Annotated in this window: 12 protein-coding genes and 1 pseudogene; 10 read left to right on the top strand and 3 right to left on the bottom strand. The window is 43.4% G+C overall.

Annotated features, from left to right (window positions below; genetic code table 11):
- The 5 genes from AND4_RS20325 to AND4_RS17335 all read left to right on the top strand — a co-directional run.
- A partial coding sequence (locus tag AND4_RS20325; protein WP_186004063.1) for a hypothetical protein occupies positions 1-802 on the top strand: 802 nt, incomplete at its 5' end.
- Entirely contained in the window at positions 799-2,043 is a 1,245-nt protein-coding gene (locus AND4_RS17355) for an aminotransferase class III-fold pyridoxal phosphate-dependent enzyme (protein WP_009844289.1), read from the top strand. The genes AND4_RS20325 and AND4_RS17355, both read left to right, overlap by 4 nt.
- A gap of 6 nt (positions 2,044-2,049) precedes the next feature.
- On the top strand, positions 2,050-3,219 hold the full coding sequence (locus AND4_RS17350; protein WP_009844288.1) for an ATP-grasp domain-containing protein: 1,170 nt from the start codon (positions 2,050-2,052) through the stop codon (positions 3,217-3,219).
- Complete coding sequence (locus AND4_RS17345) at positions 3,206-4,444, top strand: MFS transporter (protein ID WP_009844287.1); 1,239 nt, start codon at positions 3,206-3,208, stop codon at positions 4,442-4,444. Before AND4_RS17350 ends, AND4_RS17345 begins: the two co-directional genes overlap by 14 nt.
- Positions 4,445-5,437: 993 nt before the next feature.
- Positions 5,438-6,172, top strand: coding sequence for an RNA methyltransferase (locus AND4_RS17335; RefSeq protein ID WP_009844285.1), 735 nt, complete (start codon positions 5,438-5,440; stop codon positions 6,170-6,172).
- Between the two features lie 90 nt (positions 6,173-6,262).
- Here AND4_RS17335 and fdxA read toward each other — a convergent pair whose 3' ends face one another.
- Positions 6,263-6,586: a ferredoxin FdxA gene (gene fdxA, locus AND4_RS17330; protein WP_009844284.1), complete on the bottom strand. Its 324-nt coding sequence runs from the start codon at positions 6,584-6,586 to the stop codon at positions 6,263-6,265.
- Between the two features lie 229 nt (positions 6,587-6,815).
- On the opposite strand from fdxA, the gene AND4_RS17325 reads away from it, so the two are divergent.
- The 5 genes from AND4_RS17325 (at position 6,816) to udp (ending at position 14,179) form a co-directional block, all read left to right on the top strand.
- A complete protein-coding gene (locus AND4_RS17325; protein ID WP_009844283.1) occupies positions 6,816-8,435 on the top strand; it encodes an NAD(P)/FAD-dependent oxidoreductase in 1,620 nt (539 codons plus the stop codon).
- Between the two features lie 341 nt (positions 8,436-8,776).
- Positions 8,777-9,196: a CBS domain-containing protein gene (locus AND4_RS17320; RefSeq protein ID WP_009844282.1), complete on the top strand. Its 420-nt coding sequence runs from the start codon at positions 8,777-8,779 to the stop codon at positions 9,194-9,196.
- Between the two features lie 62 nt (positions 9,197-9,258).
- Positions 9,259-10,710: an MATE family efflux transporter gene (locus AND4_RS17315; protein ID WP_009844281.1), complete on the top strand. Its 1,452-nt coding sequence runs from the start codon at positions 9,259-9,261 to the stop codon at positions 10,708-10,710.
- A 100-nt stretch (positions 10,711-10,810) separates the two neighbouring features.
- On the top strand, positions 10,811-13,114 hold the full coding sequence (locus tag AND4_RS17310) for a zinc/cadmium/mercury/lead-transporting ATPase (protein WP_009844280.1): 2,304 nt from the start codon (positions 10,811-10,813) through the stop codon (positions 13,112-13,114).
- 306 nt (positions 13,115-13,420) lie between these two features.
- Positions 13,421-14,179: a uridine phosphorylase gene (gene udp, locus AND4_RS17305; protein WP_009844279.1), complete on the top strand. Its 759-nt coding sequence runs from the start codon at positions 13,421-13,423 to the stop codon at positions 14,177-14,179.
- A 150-nt stretch (positions 14,180-14,329) separates the two neighbouring features.
- On the opposite strand, the gene AND4_RS17300 is transcribed toward udp, so the two are convergent.
- The gene (locus AND4_RS17300; RefSeq protein WP_009844278.1) at positions 14,330-15,490 is read right to left on the bottom strand and encodes a DUF1887 family protein; all 1,161 of its coding nucleotides are present in this window, start codon (positions 15,488-15,490) and stop codon (positions 14,330-14,332) included.
- A gap of 164 nt (positions 15,491-15,654) precedes the next feature.
- Positions 15,655-16,584, bottom strand: a pseudogene (locus AND4_RS17295) (methyl-accepting chemotaxis protein); the annotation flags it as partial.

The raw sequence follows: 16,584 nt of genomic DNA, 5'->3' as shown, positions 1-16,584 counted from the left end.
AATTCTATGGGCATTGGTTAGAAGCAAAGGTAAAGATGCAGAAAGAAAGACTTTTCCAGAGCTATTAATTGAAAGACCGGATTCAGGTACAAATTTAGCGTTAAGACTTGAGCGATGGGCAATAGAGAGTTTGCAGGAGTTTGGAGAAGCAAGTTTCCCGAAAGCACTAAACTCCAATATGCATGGGTGTCAAGAAACCTTGATTCAAGCGGTATATGCTCAAGAATATTATATTACAGACCGATTTGTAGATCTTGTATCTAATGCTATGACGCTCCGATTATCTCCACCGTTAAAGAAGCTATTACGTCGTTATTATAGCGAGGAGATGGGGCATGAATCATATGAACTTCGAACATGTATTCAGTTAGGGTTAGAAGAAGACAGTATCCACAGATCGTTGCCAGTTCCCATTGCACAGCTATTGTGCGATATGTATACGTACTTGGGCGGAAATCATGTTGTTGCTTATTGTGCGGCGGCCACAATAACTGAAGGGCTACCGGGCCAACCGAATATAATCAATGAAGCAGTTGCTAACTCAGGTATTTTTGATGAACAGGCAAATGAAAGTTCTAGAAAACATGAATCGTTAAACGAAAAACTAGCTCACCCATATATATCTAGACTATTGCTGGCTGAATGTGGAGAGCAAAGTGTGGATACTCAAAAAACTGCTCGCGACTGTTATGGTCTTTTATTAGAAATGACTTGGAGAGCTTGGGAAGAACTACATTATTTACACGTTCTTCAAAAAAAGCCAGCTTTAAGTTTCTCCATGAAGGACTTTTTACCGTCATGAAAGGGATTGTAGATGACTATTCAAGTCATGTAAATAAAGGTTGGGTAAATACGCTTGAGAATATAGGCTCTACCCCCCCAGTATTCCAACAAGCTGAAGGAGACCTGCTGGTTGATCTTAATGGTGAGGAATGGTTTGACTTTATTGGGCACTATGGTGCTGTCATCTTTGGTCATAATTATCCCCCTATCATAGATTTCACGAAACAGTTGCTTGAGAAGAAGCCAATATCAATTACTCCTTTTGGTATCTCTTCGTTACCTGCAGAGTTGGCCAAAGTGATTATTAATAGATTAGGTCTAATAGGTTCTTGGAATAATTGGAGCTTATCCACAGGAGCGGAAGCAATAGAGTCAGCTGTAAAACTCGCAACGTTTACTAACGGTCGAAAAAAGATTTTAGCTAGAACCAAAGGATTTCATGGGCTATCCAAATTAACCTTACAGCTCAATGACAGTACTTTCTGGTATGAGGCTTATGATTCCATTGTTGAACCTGGATTTGTTGACTTCTTTTCTAGCACATCAGAAGCAATACAGCTTCTTGATACGAAAGAATATTCAGCGGTGATCATTGAACCAATTCAGGCTATGGCTGGCGGTGTTGTATTGGATAAAGATGAAGCTAGGGAGATAAGGAATGTCTGTAACAATACTAATACTTTAATGATCACTGACGAAGTTTTTACTGGGATGGGGCGTTCCGGAAAATATAGCGCTATGCAGGCATTGGAGTGGGAAATCGAGCCAGATATTATTGTGTTATCAAAGACTTTGACCGGTGGAATTATTCCTTCGTCTCAACTGGTAGTAAAACAGGAGTTGTTCGAAAACTTTTCATGTCAACCCGGTTACGCAAAGTTACTTGGCTCGACATTTTCAGGCAATAACATATCTCAATCCATAGCACTAAAAGTTATTGAGTTAATAGATGACTTATATGATTCGAGTGATTATGGATTAGAACAATCTAAATTCCATCTGATGCTAACAGAATTAAATTCAAACTTTCCAAATAAGATAATAAATGTTGTTTCGTATTCAAACCTTAATTTCTTAAAATTTGATTCACCTGAAACTGCGTTTTTTATTTGGAGTGAACTATTCTCTAATAAAATTCTTACCACTGTGTGTAGTCACCAACCTGATACAATTAAATTAATGCCATCTTTCAATCAAAGTGAGCGTTCTAAAAGATTACTTTGCGAAACAATTTCTGTTTCCTTAAAAGCTTGGGATTAAAATATTATGAATTCAAAGAAACATCTTCTATTAGTTGGTCCCACAGATGATTATTACAAAAAATCATTACAGTGCAATGCGTTGGTTAGCATATTAACCGAAAAATGGAGATTGTCTGATTATCAGTCTAATAGTTGTAATAATGTCTTGTTAGTCGACTTTAATAATGTTGAAGAATTAATCTTGGTTATACTTGAAAACCATAAGATACATCCATTCGATTGTGTCTTATCATTTACAGAACTTGGCACTGTGCCATCAGCTATTATTTCTTCAATGCTTAATATTCCAGGACCTTCTCTTTTTTGTTCATTGATATGTAGAGACAAGTTTAGAACGAGGGAACTAACTGGTTCTAATCTACCTAGCAAAATAAATTATAAACTTATAGAAAATCAATCCAGTATAATTAATTTTATTGAAATGCATGGATTTCCGGTGGTTATAAAACCAAGGGATGGTATGGGGAGTCATTCAGTCTCGATCAACTATAACCTCCATGATGCTTTAGAAAATTGTAAAGAGGGTTATTTAATTGAAAGCTTTGCACCGGGCAAAGAATTTAGTTGCGAAACATTTAGCATTAATGGTCAACACTATATTATAGCTGTTACAGAAAAGGTTTTGGGTGGACTATCAGGTGTTGTGGAAGTTGGACACAAAGTAGTTTCGAAGAAGCACATTGATCACTCACTTAAATTATGGATAAACGGTGTTCTCAATAATATTCAGTTGAGAGATGGTGTCGCTCATATTGAATTCAAGAAGGATAACGAGAACTTTCATTTCATCGAATGCCATAACCGCCCTGGAGGAGACAGAATTTGGCAGTTGGTAGAGTTAGCTACTGGATTTGACCTAATTAGGTCAACTATCAACTTGTTTCTAGGCAATAATGTACAAGTACCCAATTTTGATAATCGTTGTTCAGAGATCGTTTATTTCGATTTTATAAGTGGAATCGTAACAGATGTTAAACATCCTTTTGAGAGAACTCCCGAGTGGGTTCGTTGGTATGAATGGAAAGCCAAAGATGGTGTTGAAATTAAACCTATGACTGATTCCTTTGATAGGTATGGCGGGTTTATTATTGAAGCTAACAACGAACATGAACTAGAAGCTAGAAAAATCTTAATTATGAAAGAAGTCGAGGTAGTTACAATTGAAAATATATGATCAATTAAAAGAGCTATCTTGTGAAGTTAAATTGGTTCTTTTTGTCCAGTGGTTAACTGCTGTAGGTTACTTCAGTGTGATACCATTTTTGGTGGTATATTTGGTTAATACTTTAGCGTTATCTACCCAGTTTGCGACTTTTCAATTGTCGTTATTTTTAGCTGGGCAGTATGGGGCTACCTTTATTGGTGGGCTTTTGACTGATAAGAAAAGCGCACAATTTACGATGAAGTTTGGTTTAGCCTTACAAATTTCTTGTTATTTACTATTTATGCATATAGGCAGTGATACTTTATTAATTTGCATTTTAAGTACATTGATTGGTATAAGTAAAGGATTGTTTACTCCAGCGGCTAAAGCTTTGGTTGCTAAGGTGTCTGATGGTGATAACGGAGTACTACTGTTCTCTTTTCGTAGTACTATCAATAATATCGGTGTTGCAGTAGGAAGTACTATTGGAGGCTTACTCATAGGGATTGGAAGTGGAAACTTCTTTTTATCTGCAGCATTAAGTCAAGCTTTTGCATTTGTAGTATTGCTTAAAGTAGAGAAACCATTAGAGCTCCACCTATCTACTAACTCTATCAAAAATCTAAATGTTAGTGTTAAATCTAGTTTAATTTGTATTTTTAAAACACCAGCAATCTGGGTGCTATCATTGTTATATGCACTATTCAGTTTTCTATATATGCAGCTAGAGAGTTCGTTCCCTCTTTTCGCCTCAAATTATTGGGGTACCAGTGCAGTCACATTCCTATTTATCACCAATGCCATAGTGGTTATTTTGCTTCAAGTTTATCTAAATGTGTGGATGAACGAACGGTTTTCACACTGGATGACAATGGCTATTGGTTTTACTTCATTAACAATCTGTTTTATCGGGCTAGGTCTTAACACTGAGCTTTGGATGTTTATTGTATTTGTGTCCATATACACTGTTGGCGAAATAACAATTGATCCTACTATCGATTCAGTCGTCGCCCTACAGGTTAGAGATGAGTTTCTTGGCACAGCGTATGGTGTGCTTGGTATCGCAGGCTTGCTTGGCGGTGTTACTGGTAACATTGCTTCAGGTCATTTTTTGAGTTCAATGACTGGTGCGCCAGAAACTCTGTGGTCAATATGCACGCTAGTTGCGCTTTTATCAGTATTTTTTTCAATCATCATTTGGAGTTTAAAAAACAAAAGGAAGTACTTCCTCTTAGAAATTGTTAATAAAAGGTGAGTATATGGACAAAAATTATTGCTGGCACAATGGTGACTTCACTTTGACGACAGACCAGTCTAGATTCGACTTGGATGATATTTTTCGGTATTTAACTAGTTCGGCATGGGCAAAGGGTATAGACAAAAAAACAGTTGCTGGTTCAATTGAATCTAGCCTTTGCTTCGGATTGTTTTACAAAGATGATCAGATCGGATTTGCTAGATTTGTTACAGACAAATTTACTTTTGGGTATCTATGTGATGTATATGTTGTTGATGAATGGCAGGGTAAGAAGTTGGGCAGTTGGATGATTAGGTGTTGCCACAAGCATCCTTCTATTATGAAACTACGACGGATACTTCTAGTAACTTCTACTGCCGGGTGGTTATACGACAAGCATAATTACACTCCTGTAAATGAACCGGATTATATTTGGCAGATCTTTAGGCCCGAGATATACAACAATGAGTAGTATGTCTTTTTGTAGATTTACAGATATATCTAGTTTGTAAGCGCTTAGTAAAGTAGTGACGTCATATTCTGCGTCACCGATAAGTAGTTGAGTGCGGCCATTTTGTCGCGGTGTTACTTCTGGGCTAACTTTGATCATGTTGAAAGGTTACAGATAGAGTTTGAATATTCTTAACGATTAGTTTTAATTATCCGTGAATAGCTAATTTAGAAAAACCACTGACTCAGAAATGTTCAAAAGTTTGTTACATGCATGCCTACTAAGTCACTCAAGAGACTGATAGAAGTGTGGTAATTTTACAACATTGACTTTAAGTATTAGGCCAAATATGCAGACTTTTGATGCAATCTTACGCTGCAAGTGGTGTTGTAACTATTTGAAAGCCCGTTCGGGCTATGCTAAATTATGCTGCAAGCATCACTTTAAAAGCCTCGCTTATACAGCGAGGCTTTTTCGTTTCCGGCGTCTCTTTTTGTTCATTTCACTTTATTCTATAATTTGGCGCTCTAATTCATGCCATTTTCACCTGGGATATTTTCATGATTTCAAAAAACCAACTAAAACTGCTTCGTGCTTTGGGTCAAAAGAAGCAGCGTAAAGCGCACGGCTTATTTCTGGTTCAAGGTGAAAAGAATGTACTGGAGTTGGCGAACAGCTCCCTCACGGTAAAGCAGATTTTTGCGACTGCTGAGTTTCTAGGGCAGCACAGTAAAGAACTCAATGGCTTCGAGAGCGTTGAAGCGTCGCTGGATGACCTAACCAAAGCAAGTACGCTGGTGAGCAACAATGCAGCGATTGCTGTGGTCGAAATTCCTGAGCTAAAAGTGCCAGAGGCAAAAGGCTTGATGATTGCACTGGATGGGGTTTCTGATCCGGGTAACCTAGGTACAATCATTCGCGTTGCGGATTGGTATGGTATTCAGCACATTATTGCGAGTACTGATTGTGCCGACCCATACAACCCGAAAACCATCAGCGCAACCATGGGCAGTTTTGGTCGTGTGCAAGTGAGTCTAGTGGATTTACCAAGCTACTTGGAAGATGCAAACTTGCCGGTGTATGGCGCTTTCCTTGAAGGTGAAAGCGTGCACAAAACGGAATTCTCAGCAGACGGCATTTTGTTGATGGGTAGTGAATCCCACGGCGTGCGTGAAGCGGCATCGAAGTTTGTGACCGATAAAATCACTATTCCAGCGTTTGGTGGGGCGGAGTCACTAAATGTAGCGATGGCGACAGGTATTATTTTGGATAATATGCGTCGTCAACACAGCTGATCGCATCAGCGATTTTCAGATACAAAAAAGCGTAACGACCCCGAACTGTTTCAGCAGAAGAGGTTATTACGCTTTTTCGGTTTAATACGTTTACTTTTCTAGCATGTCCAATTTGTTTGGCACGCCGTTCCACTTTTCTGCTTCATCCATTGCTGGCTTTATTTCGGTTTGTACTGGCCAGATTTCGGCAAGTTCTGCGTTGAGTTCTTTGTAGAGCACTTGATCATCCGGCAGTTCGTCTTCTTGGAAGATGGCCGCTGCAGCGCATTCATCCACGCACAAGCCGCAGTCGATGCATTCAATTGGGTTGATTACCATAAAGTTTGGGCCTTCGTGGAAGGCATCAGCAGGGCATACCGCGACACAGTCAGTGTATTTACATTGGATACAGTTATCGGTTACGACAAACGCCATGATAATCAGCTCTCAAGTTAGTCAGAATTGAAGAATGGGGATAATACTCATCCCAAAGTAAAATTCAACATTCGCTACGTTAATTCCACCGCGCAACTTGGATTTAGTATGACAGACAAATCAATTTCTCGTAAAATGCGCGCCATTGTGAGCTGACCATCTTTTCCTCCCATAGCGTGAAGGGAAATGTGTGGCTTTGGCTAAGACACCTACCATAACGAGACATCACATGATTCGTATTAATGAAATTAAGCTCCCTCTTGATCATGAGGAAGACGCGCTCTTGGACGCGATTACTAAAAAGCTTGGCATTGCTGCTGAGAAAGTTATCTCTTTTAATGTCTTTAGACGCGGCTACGATGCTCGTAAGAAAACCAATATTCATCTTATCTACACGCTAGACATCATCATTGCAGGTGATGAGGAAGCGTTGCTAGCGAAATTCGAAAACGATCCGCACGTTCGCCAAACTCCCGATATGGAATACAAGTTTGTGGCGAAAGCGCCAGAGAATCTCACAGAGCGTCCAGTGGTGATTGGCTTTGGTCCTTGTGGTCTGTTTGCGGGGTTGGTTCTGGCTCAAATGGGCTTTAACCCAATCATTGTTGAGCGTGGTAAGGAAGTTCGTGAGCGTACCAAAGACACGTTCGGCTTCTGGCGTAAGCGCACACTGAACACAGAATCAAACGTGCAGTTTGGTGAGGGCGGCGCGGGCACCTTTTCTGACGGTAAGCTTTACAGCCAAGTGAAAGATCCAAACTTTTACGGTCGTAAAGTGATCACTGAGTTTGTGGCAGCAGGTGCACCAGAAGAAATTCTTTATGTAAGTAAGCCGCATATAGGCACGTTTAAACTGGTCACTATGATCGAAAAGATGCGCGCCCGCATCATTGAGCTTGGCGGCGAGATCCGCTTTAGTACTCGTGTGGATGATCTGCATATGGAAGATGGTCAAATTACAGGTGTAACGCTATCAAACGGTGAGGAGATCAAATCTCGTCACGTAGTGCTAGCGGTTGGTCACAGCGCTCGTGATACCTTTGAAATGCTTCATGAACGTGGCGTTTACATGGAAGCGAAACCTTTCTCTGTTGGTTTCCGTATTGAGCATAAGCAATCGATGATTGATGAAGCACGTTTTGGTCCAAACGCAGGTCACCCCATTCTTGGTGCGGCAGACTACAAACTGGTTCACCACTGTAAGAGTGGTCGTACCGTTTACAGCTTCTGTATGTGTCCTGGTGGTACTGTGGTTGCGGCTACTTCCGAAGAAGGTCGCGTGGTCACCAATGGTATGAGCCAATACTCGCGCGCAGAGCGTAATGCGAACAGTGCAATTGTTGTAGGAATCTCTCCAGAAGTCGATTACCCGGGCGATCCTCTTGCGGGGATCCGTTTCCAGCGTGACCTGGAATCGGGCGCTTACGCACTAGGCGGTGAGAATTACGATGCACCAGCACAAAAAATCGGTGACTTCTTAAAAGGTCGCGATCCAAGTGCGCTAGGTGATGTTGAGCCATCATTCACACCGGGCATCAAACTGACTGACCTATCTAAAGCACTACCTGCATTTGCTATTGAAGCAATTCGTGAAGCAATCCCCGCATTCGATCGTAAGATCAAAGGTTTTGCTTCTGAAGATGGTCTACTTACCGGTGTTGAGACGCGTACGTCTTCTCCAGTTTGTATTAAGCGTGGTAAAGATTTCCAGAGTCTTAACTTGAGAGGTTTTTTCCCTGCGGGTGAGGGGGCTGGCTATGCTGGTGGCATCTTATCTGCGGGTATCGATGGTATTAAAGTGGCTGAAGCGGTTGCTCGTGACATCGTTGAATCAATGCAAAACGCATAATTTTCTTGCGTGATAATACAACGAAAGCCAGCCTAATTTGGGGCTGGTTTTTTTATGCGCACTGCATAGCTAGTTATTTGCCTTTAGACTCGCTTATTGACTTATTTCTGACTTGAACCACCTCATGCTTTTATAATCTTTGTTTGTAGCGAAATGTACTTTCTAAGTGAACTTATATAACTATGCAATTTATTATCCATAGATTCTGCTTATGTATTGATTTAAATAACGATCAATAGGCGCTATCTATAAGTAAAATTGCTAATTTCCATTTAGTAAAATCAAGAAATTAGACGACACTTATCTTGAAGCAAGCAAAAACGCGCCGCTAAGGAGATAAAATGCATTCACTTAAAGTTAGAGATTATATGACGTTACAGGCAGTGACTTTCACCAAGAACATGTCGTTGACGGCGGCTTTGGACAAGGTGATGCAAAGTGTTACTCTAGGTGGTCCTGTTATCGATGAAAACGAGAAAGTCATCGGATTCCTTTCTGAACAAGACCTTTTAGACAAACTCGTTAAAGCCACTTATCACTGTCAGGACACACACACGGTTCAAGAATGTATGCACGATGACGTTCTGTTTGTGTCGCCCGATATGTCTATCATTGAGTTAGCAGACATGATGCAGATAGGTAAACCCAAAATGTATCCTGTTGTCGATGACAAAGAGAGGCTTGTTGGCGTCATTACAAGGCGCGATGTATTAAGAGCCATCGGGAAGACGCTGAACGAATGTTTCCAGCACCCCGTTTAATATCAAAATAATAAGTATTGAGACAAAAGACGCTTCGGCGTCTTTTGTCTTTGAGGAAGAATATGTCCACACAAGACGCGAAGTTTGTCCAAGGTTCTACGATGCGCCATATCCTGGTGATGTCTGGGGCCGGATCGGTTGGTTTGATGGCACTGTTTGTCGTCGATTTACTCGATATGCTGTTCATCAGTATGTTGGGGCAGGTTGAATTGGCCGCTGCCGTAGGCTTTGCAGGAACGCTGATTTTCTTCTCAACTTCGGCATCCATCGGTACTTCGATTGCCATGGGAGCACTGGTTTCTAAATCCATTGGCGCAAAAGATTTTGAACGAGCGAGGCTAACCAGTGGCAGCATCATGTTGGTCGCTTTTATGATCAGCTTAGTTATCACGGTGGGAATGTTCGTTCATATCCCAGAGCTGTTGTCTGCCATTGGGGCAGAGGGTGTTGCTGCTGAACGTGCTGAAGCGTATCTCAACATTCTCTTACCAAGCGCCCCGATTCTCGCGCTGGGTATGTCCGCAGGTGCGTGTTTGCGGGCCGCTGGTGATGCCAAGCGCTCGATGTGGGCTACCTTAGCGGGAGGAATTATTAATGCCATTCTTGATCCGCTGTTTATCTTTGTTTTCAAATGGAACGTGGAAGGGGCTGCTGCGGCTTCGGTGATTGCTCGCTTCACCGTGTTAACTTTCTCCCTTTATCCATTGATTAATGTGCATAAATTGGTCTCTTTTCCAGACTTCGATATATTCAAGAATAATCTCAAACCGATTTTGGCCATCGCTATACCAGCAATTATTACCAATACAGCGACCCCAATTGGCAATGCGATTGTAACCACACATATTGCTCAATTTGGCGAGGACTTCGTTGCAGGGCTTGCGGTGATTGGGCGCTTAACGCCAGTTTGTTTTGCGGTTATTTTCGCGCTTTCAGGTGCGGTTGGCCCTATCATTGGGCAGAACTTTGGTGCAGGGCGCATGGATCGTGTTAAGCGAACACTGACTGATTCTTTACTTGTGACCACGATTTACACACTGGCCGTTTGTGCTTTGCTGTATGTACTGCAAGATTACATCGTAGCCATGTTTAGCCTAACGGGCGATGCCGCGACTATTGCTGTGGCATTTTGTTCCTACGTTGCTATTACGTTTGTCTTTAATGGGACCTTGTTTGTCGCCAATACTTCCTTTAATAACTTGGGTAAACCGCTGTACTCCACGGCGTTAAATTTGGGTAAAGCAACCCTTGGCACTCTGCCTTTTGTTTACTTTGGTTCGCAATGGTATGGCGCGTTGGGCGTGTTGTATGGTCAAGCTGTCGGCACCATCGTCTTTGGGTTGCTGGCATTGGTCGTACTGAACAAACACATTAAAGATCTGATGCAAAACTTCGGGGAAGAGGACATCGAAGATGATCCAGCGATCACGTGTGTTAACTGCCAGCCTTTCTGTTCTCATGACGCCGTGTTGATTGATGAAGTGGCAACGACTTTGGAAGACGAAAAAGTATAAATTTCACCAATTACACATAAATAGGCTTGACCTTGGAGTTAGCTCTAAGGTTTATTCTTGTTAGTAGATAGAGAATTATCACCAATAAGGAAAGTGAATTATGTGTGTGAAACATCAAGGTTGCCAAACAGGCAAAGTCAAATCTGCGGTGGCGTTAGGCACAAACGATTCTTGCTGCACCCCAGCCAAATCTAAGCTTAATATTACGCAAGCCAGTGTCGAGACTTCCGAAGGGGCTTGTTGTAGTAGCGGAAGCTGCAGTTCGGGTTCTGTTGAAGACGAGGGCCCTGCCGAACCCCTCGAATCCTCCGTTCGTCATAGTTGGTTCGTGTCGGGCATGGATTGTCCTGCCTGTGCGCAAAAACTAGAAAAGGCCATTTCTTCCGTTGAGGGGGTCATTAACGCCAAAGTCTTGTTTGCGACAGAAAAGTTAGTGGTCGATTTTGACAACCGTGCACTGGCTTCAGTTATCGAGCTGGTTTCTCAGCAAACCGGTTTTCCTCTGTCATCGGCTGACGCCCCTAAACCAAAAGTAGAAAAAAAGGGTTGGTTAGGCGTCATCAAAGACAATGCACAGATCCTTTCTATCGCTGGTGCGATGGCGGTTGCTGGCATCATTTCTGACTTTAGCCCAACGCTAAGTAATTGGCTGTTCACCTTAACTTGTTTGCTTGGCTTGTACCCGGTTGCGATGAAAGCGGTCAAGTTGGCTCGCAGTGGTACGCCTTTTGCGATTGAAACATTAATGAGTGTGGCGGCGTTAGGTGCGCTTTATCTTGGTGAAACCGCTGAAGCGGCGATGGTGCTAGTGCTTTTCCTTATTGGTGAAAAGTTAGAAGCATACGCATCATCTCGCGCTCGCAGTGGTGTTCAAGCATTGATGGATCTCGTTCCAGAGAACACAACGCTGATTGTTGATGGCGAACGTCAAGACGTGCCAGCGGCGCAGTTACAACCGGGTGACGTGATTGAAGTTGCACCTGGCGGTCGTATGCCTGCTGATGGTCTGCTTATGACTCAAGCGGCAAGCTTCGATGAGAGTGCACTAACTGGCGAGTCTGTTCCAGCAGAGCACAACGAAGGCGGAAAAATCATGGCGGGCGCTGTGGTTGTTGATAAAGTCGTGCAAGTAAAAGTGACGTCTCGCCAAGGTGAAAATGCGATTGATCGTATTCTGCATTTGATTGAGGAAGCTGAATCACGCAAAGCGCCTCTTGAACGTTTCTTGGACAAGTTCAGCCGCTGGTATACGCCGTTGATGATGTTGGTTTCGCTGCTGGTTATTATCACACCGCCATTGCTGTTCGCTCAGCCTTGGGAAACTTGGGTATATCGTGGTTTGGCTCTGTTATTGATTGCGTGCCCATGTGCTTTAGTTATCTCTACACCGGCGGCGATCACTTCTGGCTTAGCGGCGGCGGCAAAACGAGGTGCATTGATCAAAGGCGGCGCAGCGCTTGAATTGCTAGGCCGTGTTGAATCGGTTGCCTTCGACAAGACGGGCACCTTGACGCAAGGTAAGCCGCAAGTCACGGATTTGGTCGCGTTTGATGTAACTGAAGAGCAGTTACTCCGTTTGACGGCATCGATTGAGATTGGCTCAAGCCACCCATTAGCTATTTCATTGGTGAACAAAGCAAAAGATCAGGGCATCAATATCCCAGAAGCAGCAGATAAAACCGCGCAAGTGGGCTCTGGTGTGACAGGCATTGTTGAAGGCAAATTGATTCAGGTGATTGCGCCATCAAAAGCGGACTTCTTGATCTCACAACAGGTAGAGCAGCAAGTGGTGGCGTTGGAAGGGCAAGGTAAAACCGTGGTTATTGCTTGTTCTGATCATGAAGTGATAGGTTTGATTGCTTGGCAAGACACGCTTCGTCAAGACGCTCAGCAAGCCGTTGCGGCATTGACGAAGTTGGGTATTTCCTCTGTAATGCTAACTGGTGATAACCCGCGCAGTGCTGAAGCGATTGCTCATCAAATTGGTCTTGATTACAAAGCAGGCTTGCTACCTGCAGACAAAGTGCACTACGTGGAAGAAATTTCAGCTCAGTACACCGTGGCGATGGTGGGCGATGGTATTAATGACGCACCTGCCATGAAAGCATCAAGCATTGGTATTGCGATGGGCGGCGGTACGGACGTCGCACTAGAAACGGCAGATGCTGCATTGACTCACAATCGTTTGATTGAACTAGCCAGCATGATCGAGCTCTCGCGAGCGACGCTCAACAATATTCGTCAAAACGTGGCGTTAGCATTAGGCCTGAAAGGTGTGTTCTTAGTGACAAGTTTGCTTGGTATCACTGGTTTATGGGTTGCGGTGCTTGCAGACAGCGGTGCTACGGCATTGGTGACACTGAATGCATTGCGTCTGTTGCGATTTGAATCAAAGCAAGTGTAATAAAATACATTATGTTTTCGCGGTGTATAAATGGCCCAAGGCAGTCTTGTCTTGGGTTTTTTATCTAAAGATGGAAAAAATTAATGATTTGTTTGGTAAATCACTCTTTGCTATGCAATTGAGTGCCTTTATGACTTGTAAAGTGTGATCAAAACCGTTTTAATTTGAAATTGCGTTTTTATTACATTATTTCATTGTGATAGCGATCACTCAATATTGGTAAAAGGTCCGCTACAGTGCGTCTGTACCCAACAACTTATTAATGAGCTTATTGTTTGTAAGATAAGCCACAACAAGGAGCGACTTATGTCTCAAGCTGTATTCCACCTAGGTGTTACTGAAGCGGATCTTAATGGTGCTACTCTAGCGATCATTCCGGGCGATCCAGCGCGCGTACAAAAAATCGCAGAAGAAATGGAAAACCCAGTATTTCTCGCAAGTCACCGTGAATACACGCTATACCGTGCAGAGCTAGACGGTAACCCAGTTGTGGTTTGTTCCACTGGTATCGGTGGCCCATCGACGTCTATCGCAGTAGAAGAACTCGCGCAGCTTGGCGTTCGTACTTTCCTACGTGTGGGAACGACAGGCGCAATCCAACCTCATGTCAACGTTGGCGATATGATCGTAACCACTGGTTCTGTTCGTTTAGACGGTGCCAGCCTGCACTTTGCTCCAATGGAGTTCCCAGCAGTTGCAGACTTTGACATCGCAACCGCAATGAAAGCCGCTGTTGAAGAATCTGGTGCAACCGTTCATATGGGCGTGACGGCTTCGAGTGACACTTTCTACCCAGGTCAAGAGCGTTACGACACTTTCTCTGGTCGCGTTGTGAAGCGTTTCCAAGGCTCTATGCAAGAGTGGCAGGACATGGGCGTATTGAACTTCGAGATGGAGTCAGCAACACTATTAACCATGTGTGCAAGCTCAGGCCTTAAAGCTGGTTGCGTTGCGGGCGTTATCATCAACCGTACACAGAAAGAGATTCCAGATCATTCAACGCTGAAAGAAACGGAAGCTCGCTCAATTAAAGTGGTAGTAGAAGCCGCGCGTAAGATGCTCTAAGTACATTATTTAGTTGATATTCAAACAAACATAAAAAAGCCAGAGGTTTGCCTCTGGCTTTTTTATGTTTCTGTTCTTCTTGAGTACTCAAACAAAACTGGTCCAATAAAAAGCAGCTCGAGGCTGCTTTTTTTGATCGGATATTAACGATTAGATTTCGTCAGAACCGCCAGCGGCTTTAAACCACTCGGTCAGGTGCGTTTTCAGAACTTTCAGCTCGTCAGGGCCGATCAAGGCTAAGCCTAGGTCTTCTGCACGAGTGATGTCGTTGTGACGCAGTGGGCGGAAGCTGACGAGCATTGCTCGTGCTTGTAAGCCGCCTAATAGGTCGCGCAACGATTCCAGTTTATAAAGGGTGTCATCGCCATCGTCACGCATGCCTTTGGTCTTACATTCGATGATGTGAAGCTTGTTGTTTACCACCGTTGCGACGTCAAGTTCATTGCGAACTTCACTTTCACCGAGTTTGCGATAAACCTGAACATTTAATGAACGGTCTTGAATCGTCGGCATGGTGTCTTGAATTTGTTTTACTGTGCTGTGGACCAGTGTTTCTAGCCATTCACCGTTAGAGAAGCGACGTGCATCTTCGTCTGCAAAGGTGAGAACGCCATTTTCGTAAGTCGCGATCTTCGCTTCAACCAAATCGGTAAGCAGCATGTTCAGTTCACGGTAGCCTTGTTGTTTCTCTGAAAGCTCAACATCTAACTTCTGCTCTTTACGACAAGTGGTGGCAAGGTAGTTCAGCGTAGCGAGACCAGGTCCAAGTTCCAGAGCATTCGAAGCCCAACGCTCACCAAGCTCATATAGGGTTTGGTCAAGTTGAGGTGGAAGGTCTACATGGTGGAATTCGCCGCGTGCGCCAAAGATAGTGAGGTAATCCGATATCGTGATGTGGTCCTCGACTTGTGTGTCCTCTTTGCCATCTGGGTAAAGCCAGCAAAGTTTGTCGCTGTTTGGTTCTACTACGAAGATTGGCCAGCGGTAGGTTCGGAACACTTCGTACACAGAAAGTAACCGATGACGTAGTCCACAACTTGCATTAAGTTTTACTTCTTCATTCCGGTCGTGGAGATTTTGCGCCAATTCTTGGATAGATTGTTTGATCAGAGACGTATTGACCACAGAGGGAATTTCAAAGAATTCCGACGTAATTTCTCGCTGCTCTAATACTGCGTTCAGTCGCTCGTACATATCGAATTGGCTTTTGTCGCCGATAAAGACGATATGTGTACTGACAGTGCGATTATCCAAAAGAGGAGTAATTAATCTCACTGGGTCTTGGTCGATAATACCAACATGAACAGCCATAGATTTTCCTTTTTATTTGGCTTGCTCGAAAAGAGAAAAGAAAAGGGGATGAGCGAGCCATATAAGGCATATGTAGACAAGGCTGATAAAAAACAAGGGCGACTTCAATAAAAGTCGCCTTTATACAGTTGGTTGTAATGATTTTTCTAAGATTTGAGAAGATTTTATAGCTTAAACCGATGAACCAGCTCATTTTGCTGATGCGCCAGTCTAGTCAAGGACTCACTGGTTTGCGTAATGCTCGACATTGCATGGTAGCTTTGTTCAGCAATGGCATTGATGTCTTCAATGTTTCGTGCAATATCCGCTGATGTCTCGCTTTGCTGAACGGCCGCTTGAGAGATATGTGTACTCATCTGACTGATTTCGATGATCAGTGCTTGAATCTCTTCCATAGAGCTGTTTGCTCGCGAGGCTTGTTCGACACAGGTTTCCATATCACTCATACAGCTTTGAATGACTTGGTTCGCCGACAGCGAGCTGGATTGAAGGTTAGTGATCATCGCTTCAATCTCTGTTGTCGACTGTGTCGTCTTTGAAGCCAGTACCCTAACTTCGTCTGCGACTACGGCGAAGCCCCGACCTTGTTCACCAGCACGTGCCGCCTCAATGGCTGCGTTTAGTGCAAGCAAGTTGGTCTGTTCCGCAATATTACGTATTACATCTAGAATTGAGCCTATTTGACCACTCATCTGCTGTAGTTCTGAAACTGCAGAGACTGACTCGTTTAAACGTGTTTCAAGTTGGCTGATGGTTGAGATGTTGCTGTTCATAACGTTACGACCGAGATCAGAAGCGGTTTCGACGCGATGTACCATCTCTAACGAGCCTTGAGCACTTTGTGCGACTTCTTGCACTGAGTGAGACATCTCTGTCATTGCTGTCGCAACGTTTGCGGTTTGCTCACGCTGAGAGTTCAACTGAGCTTGTGCTTGCGATGACGTTTGCTCGTTCGTTGATGCGGCAGAGGTGAGATTTTCTGATGAGTGATTCAGTTTGACAAGGATATTATGTAGGCTCTCTGCCAACGTATTGATATGACCACTCACACGGCTGACTCGTTGCTGTATCGAATATCGATACGCTGCGTCATG

Origin of the sequence: Vibrio sp. AND4 (assembly GCF_000171815.1) — a bacterium.
Classification (GTDB): domain Bacteria; phylum Pseudomonadota; class Gammaproteobacteria; order Enterobacterales; family Vibrionaceae; genus Vibrio.
Note: the sequence above shows the minus strand (reverse complement) of the source record. Positions and strands in the feature narration are given on the sequence as shown.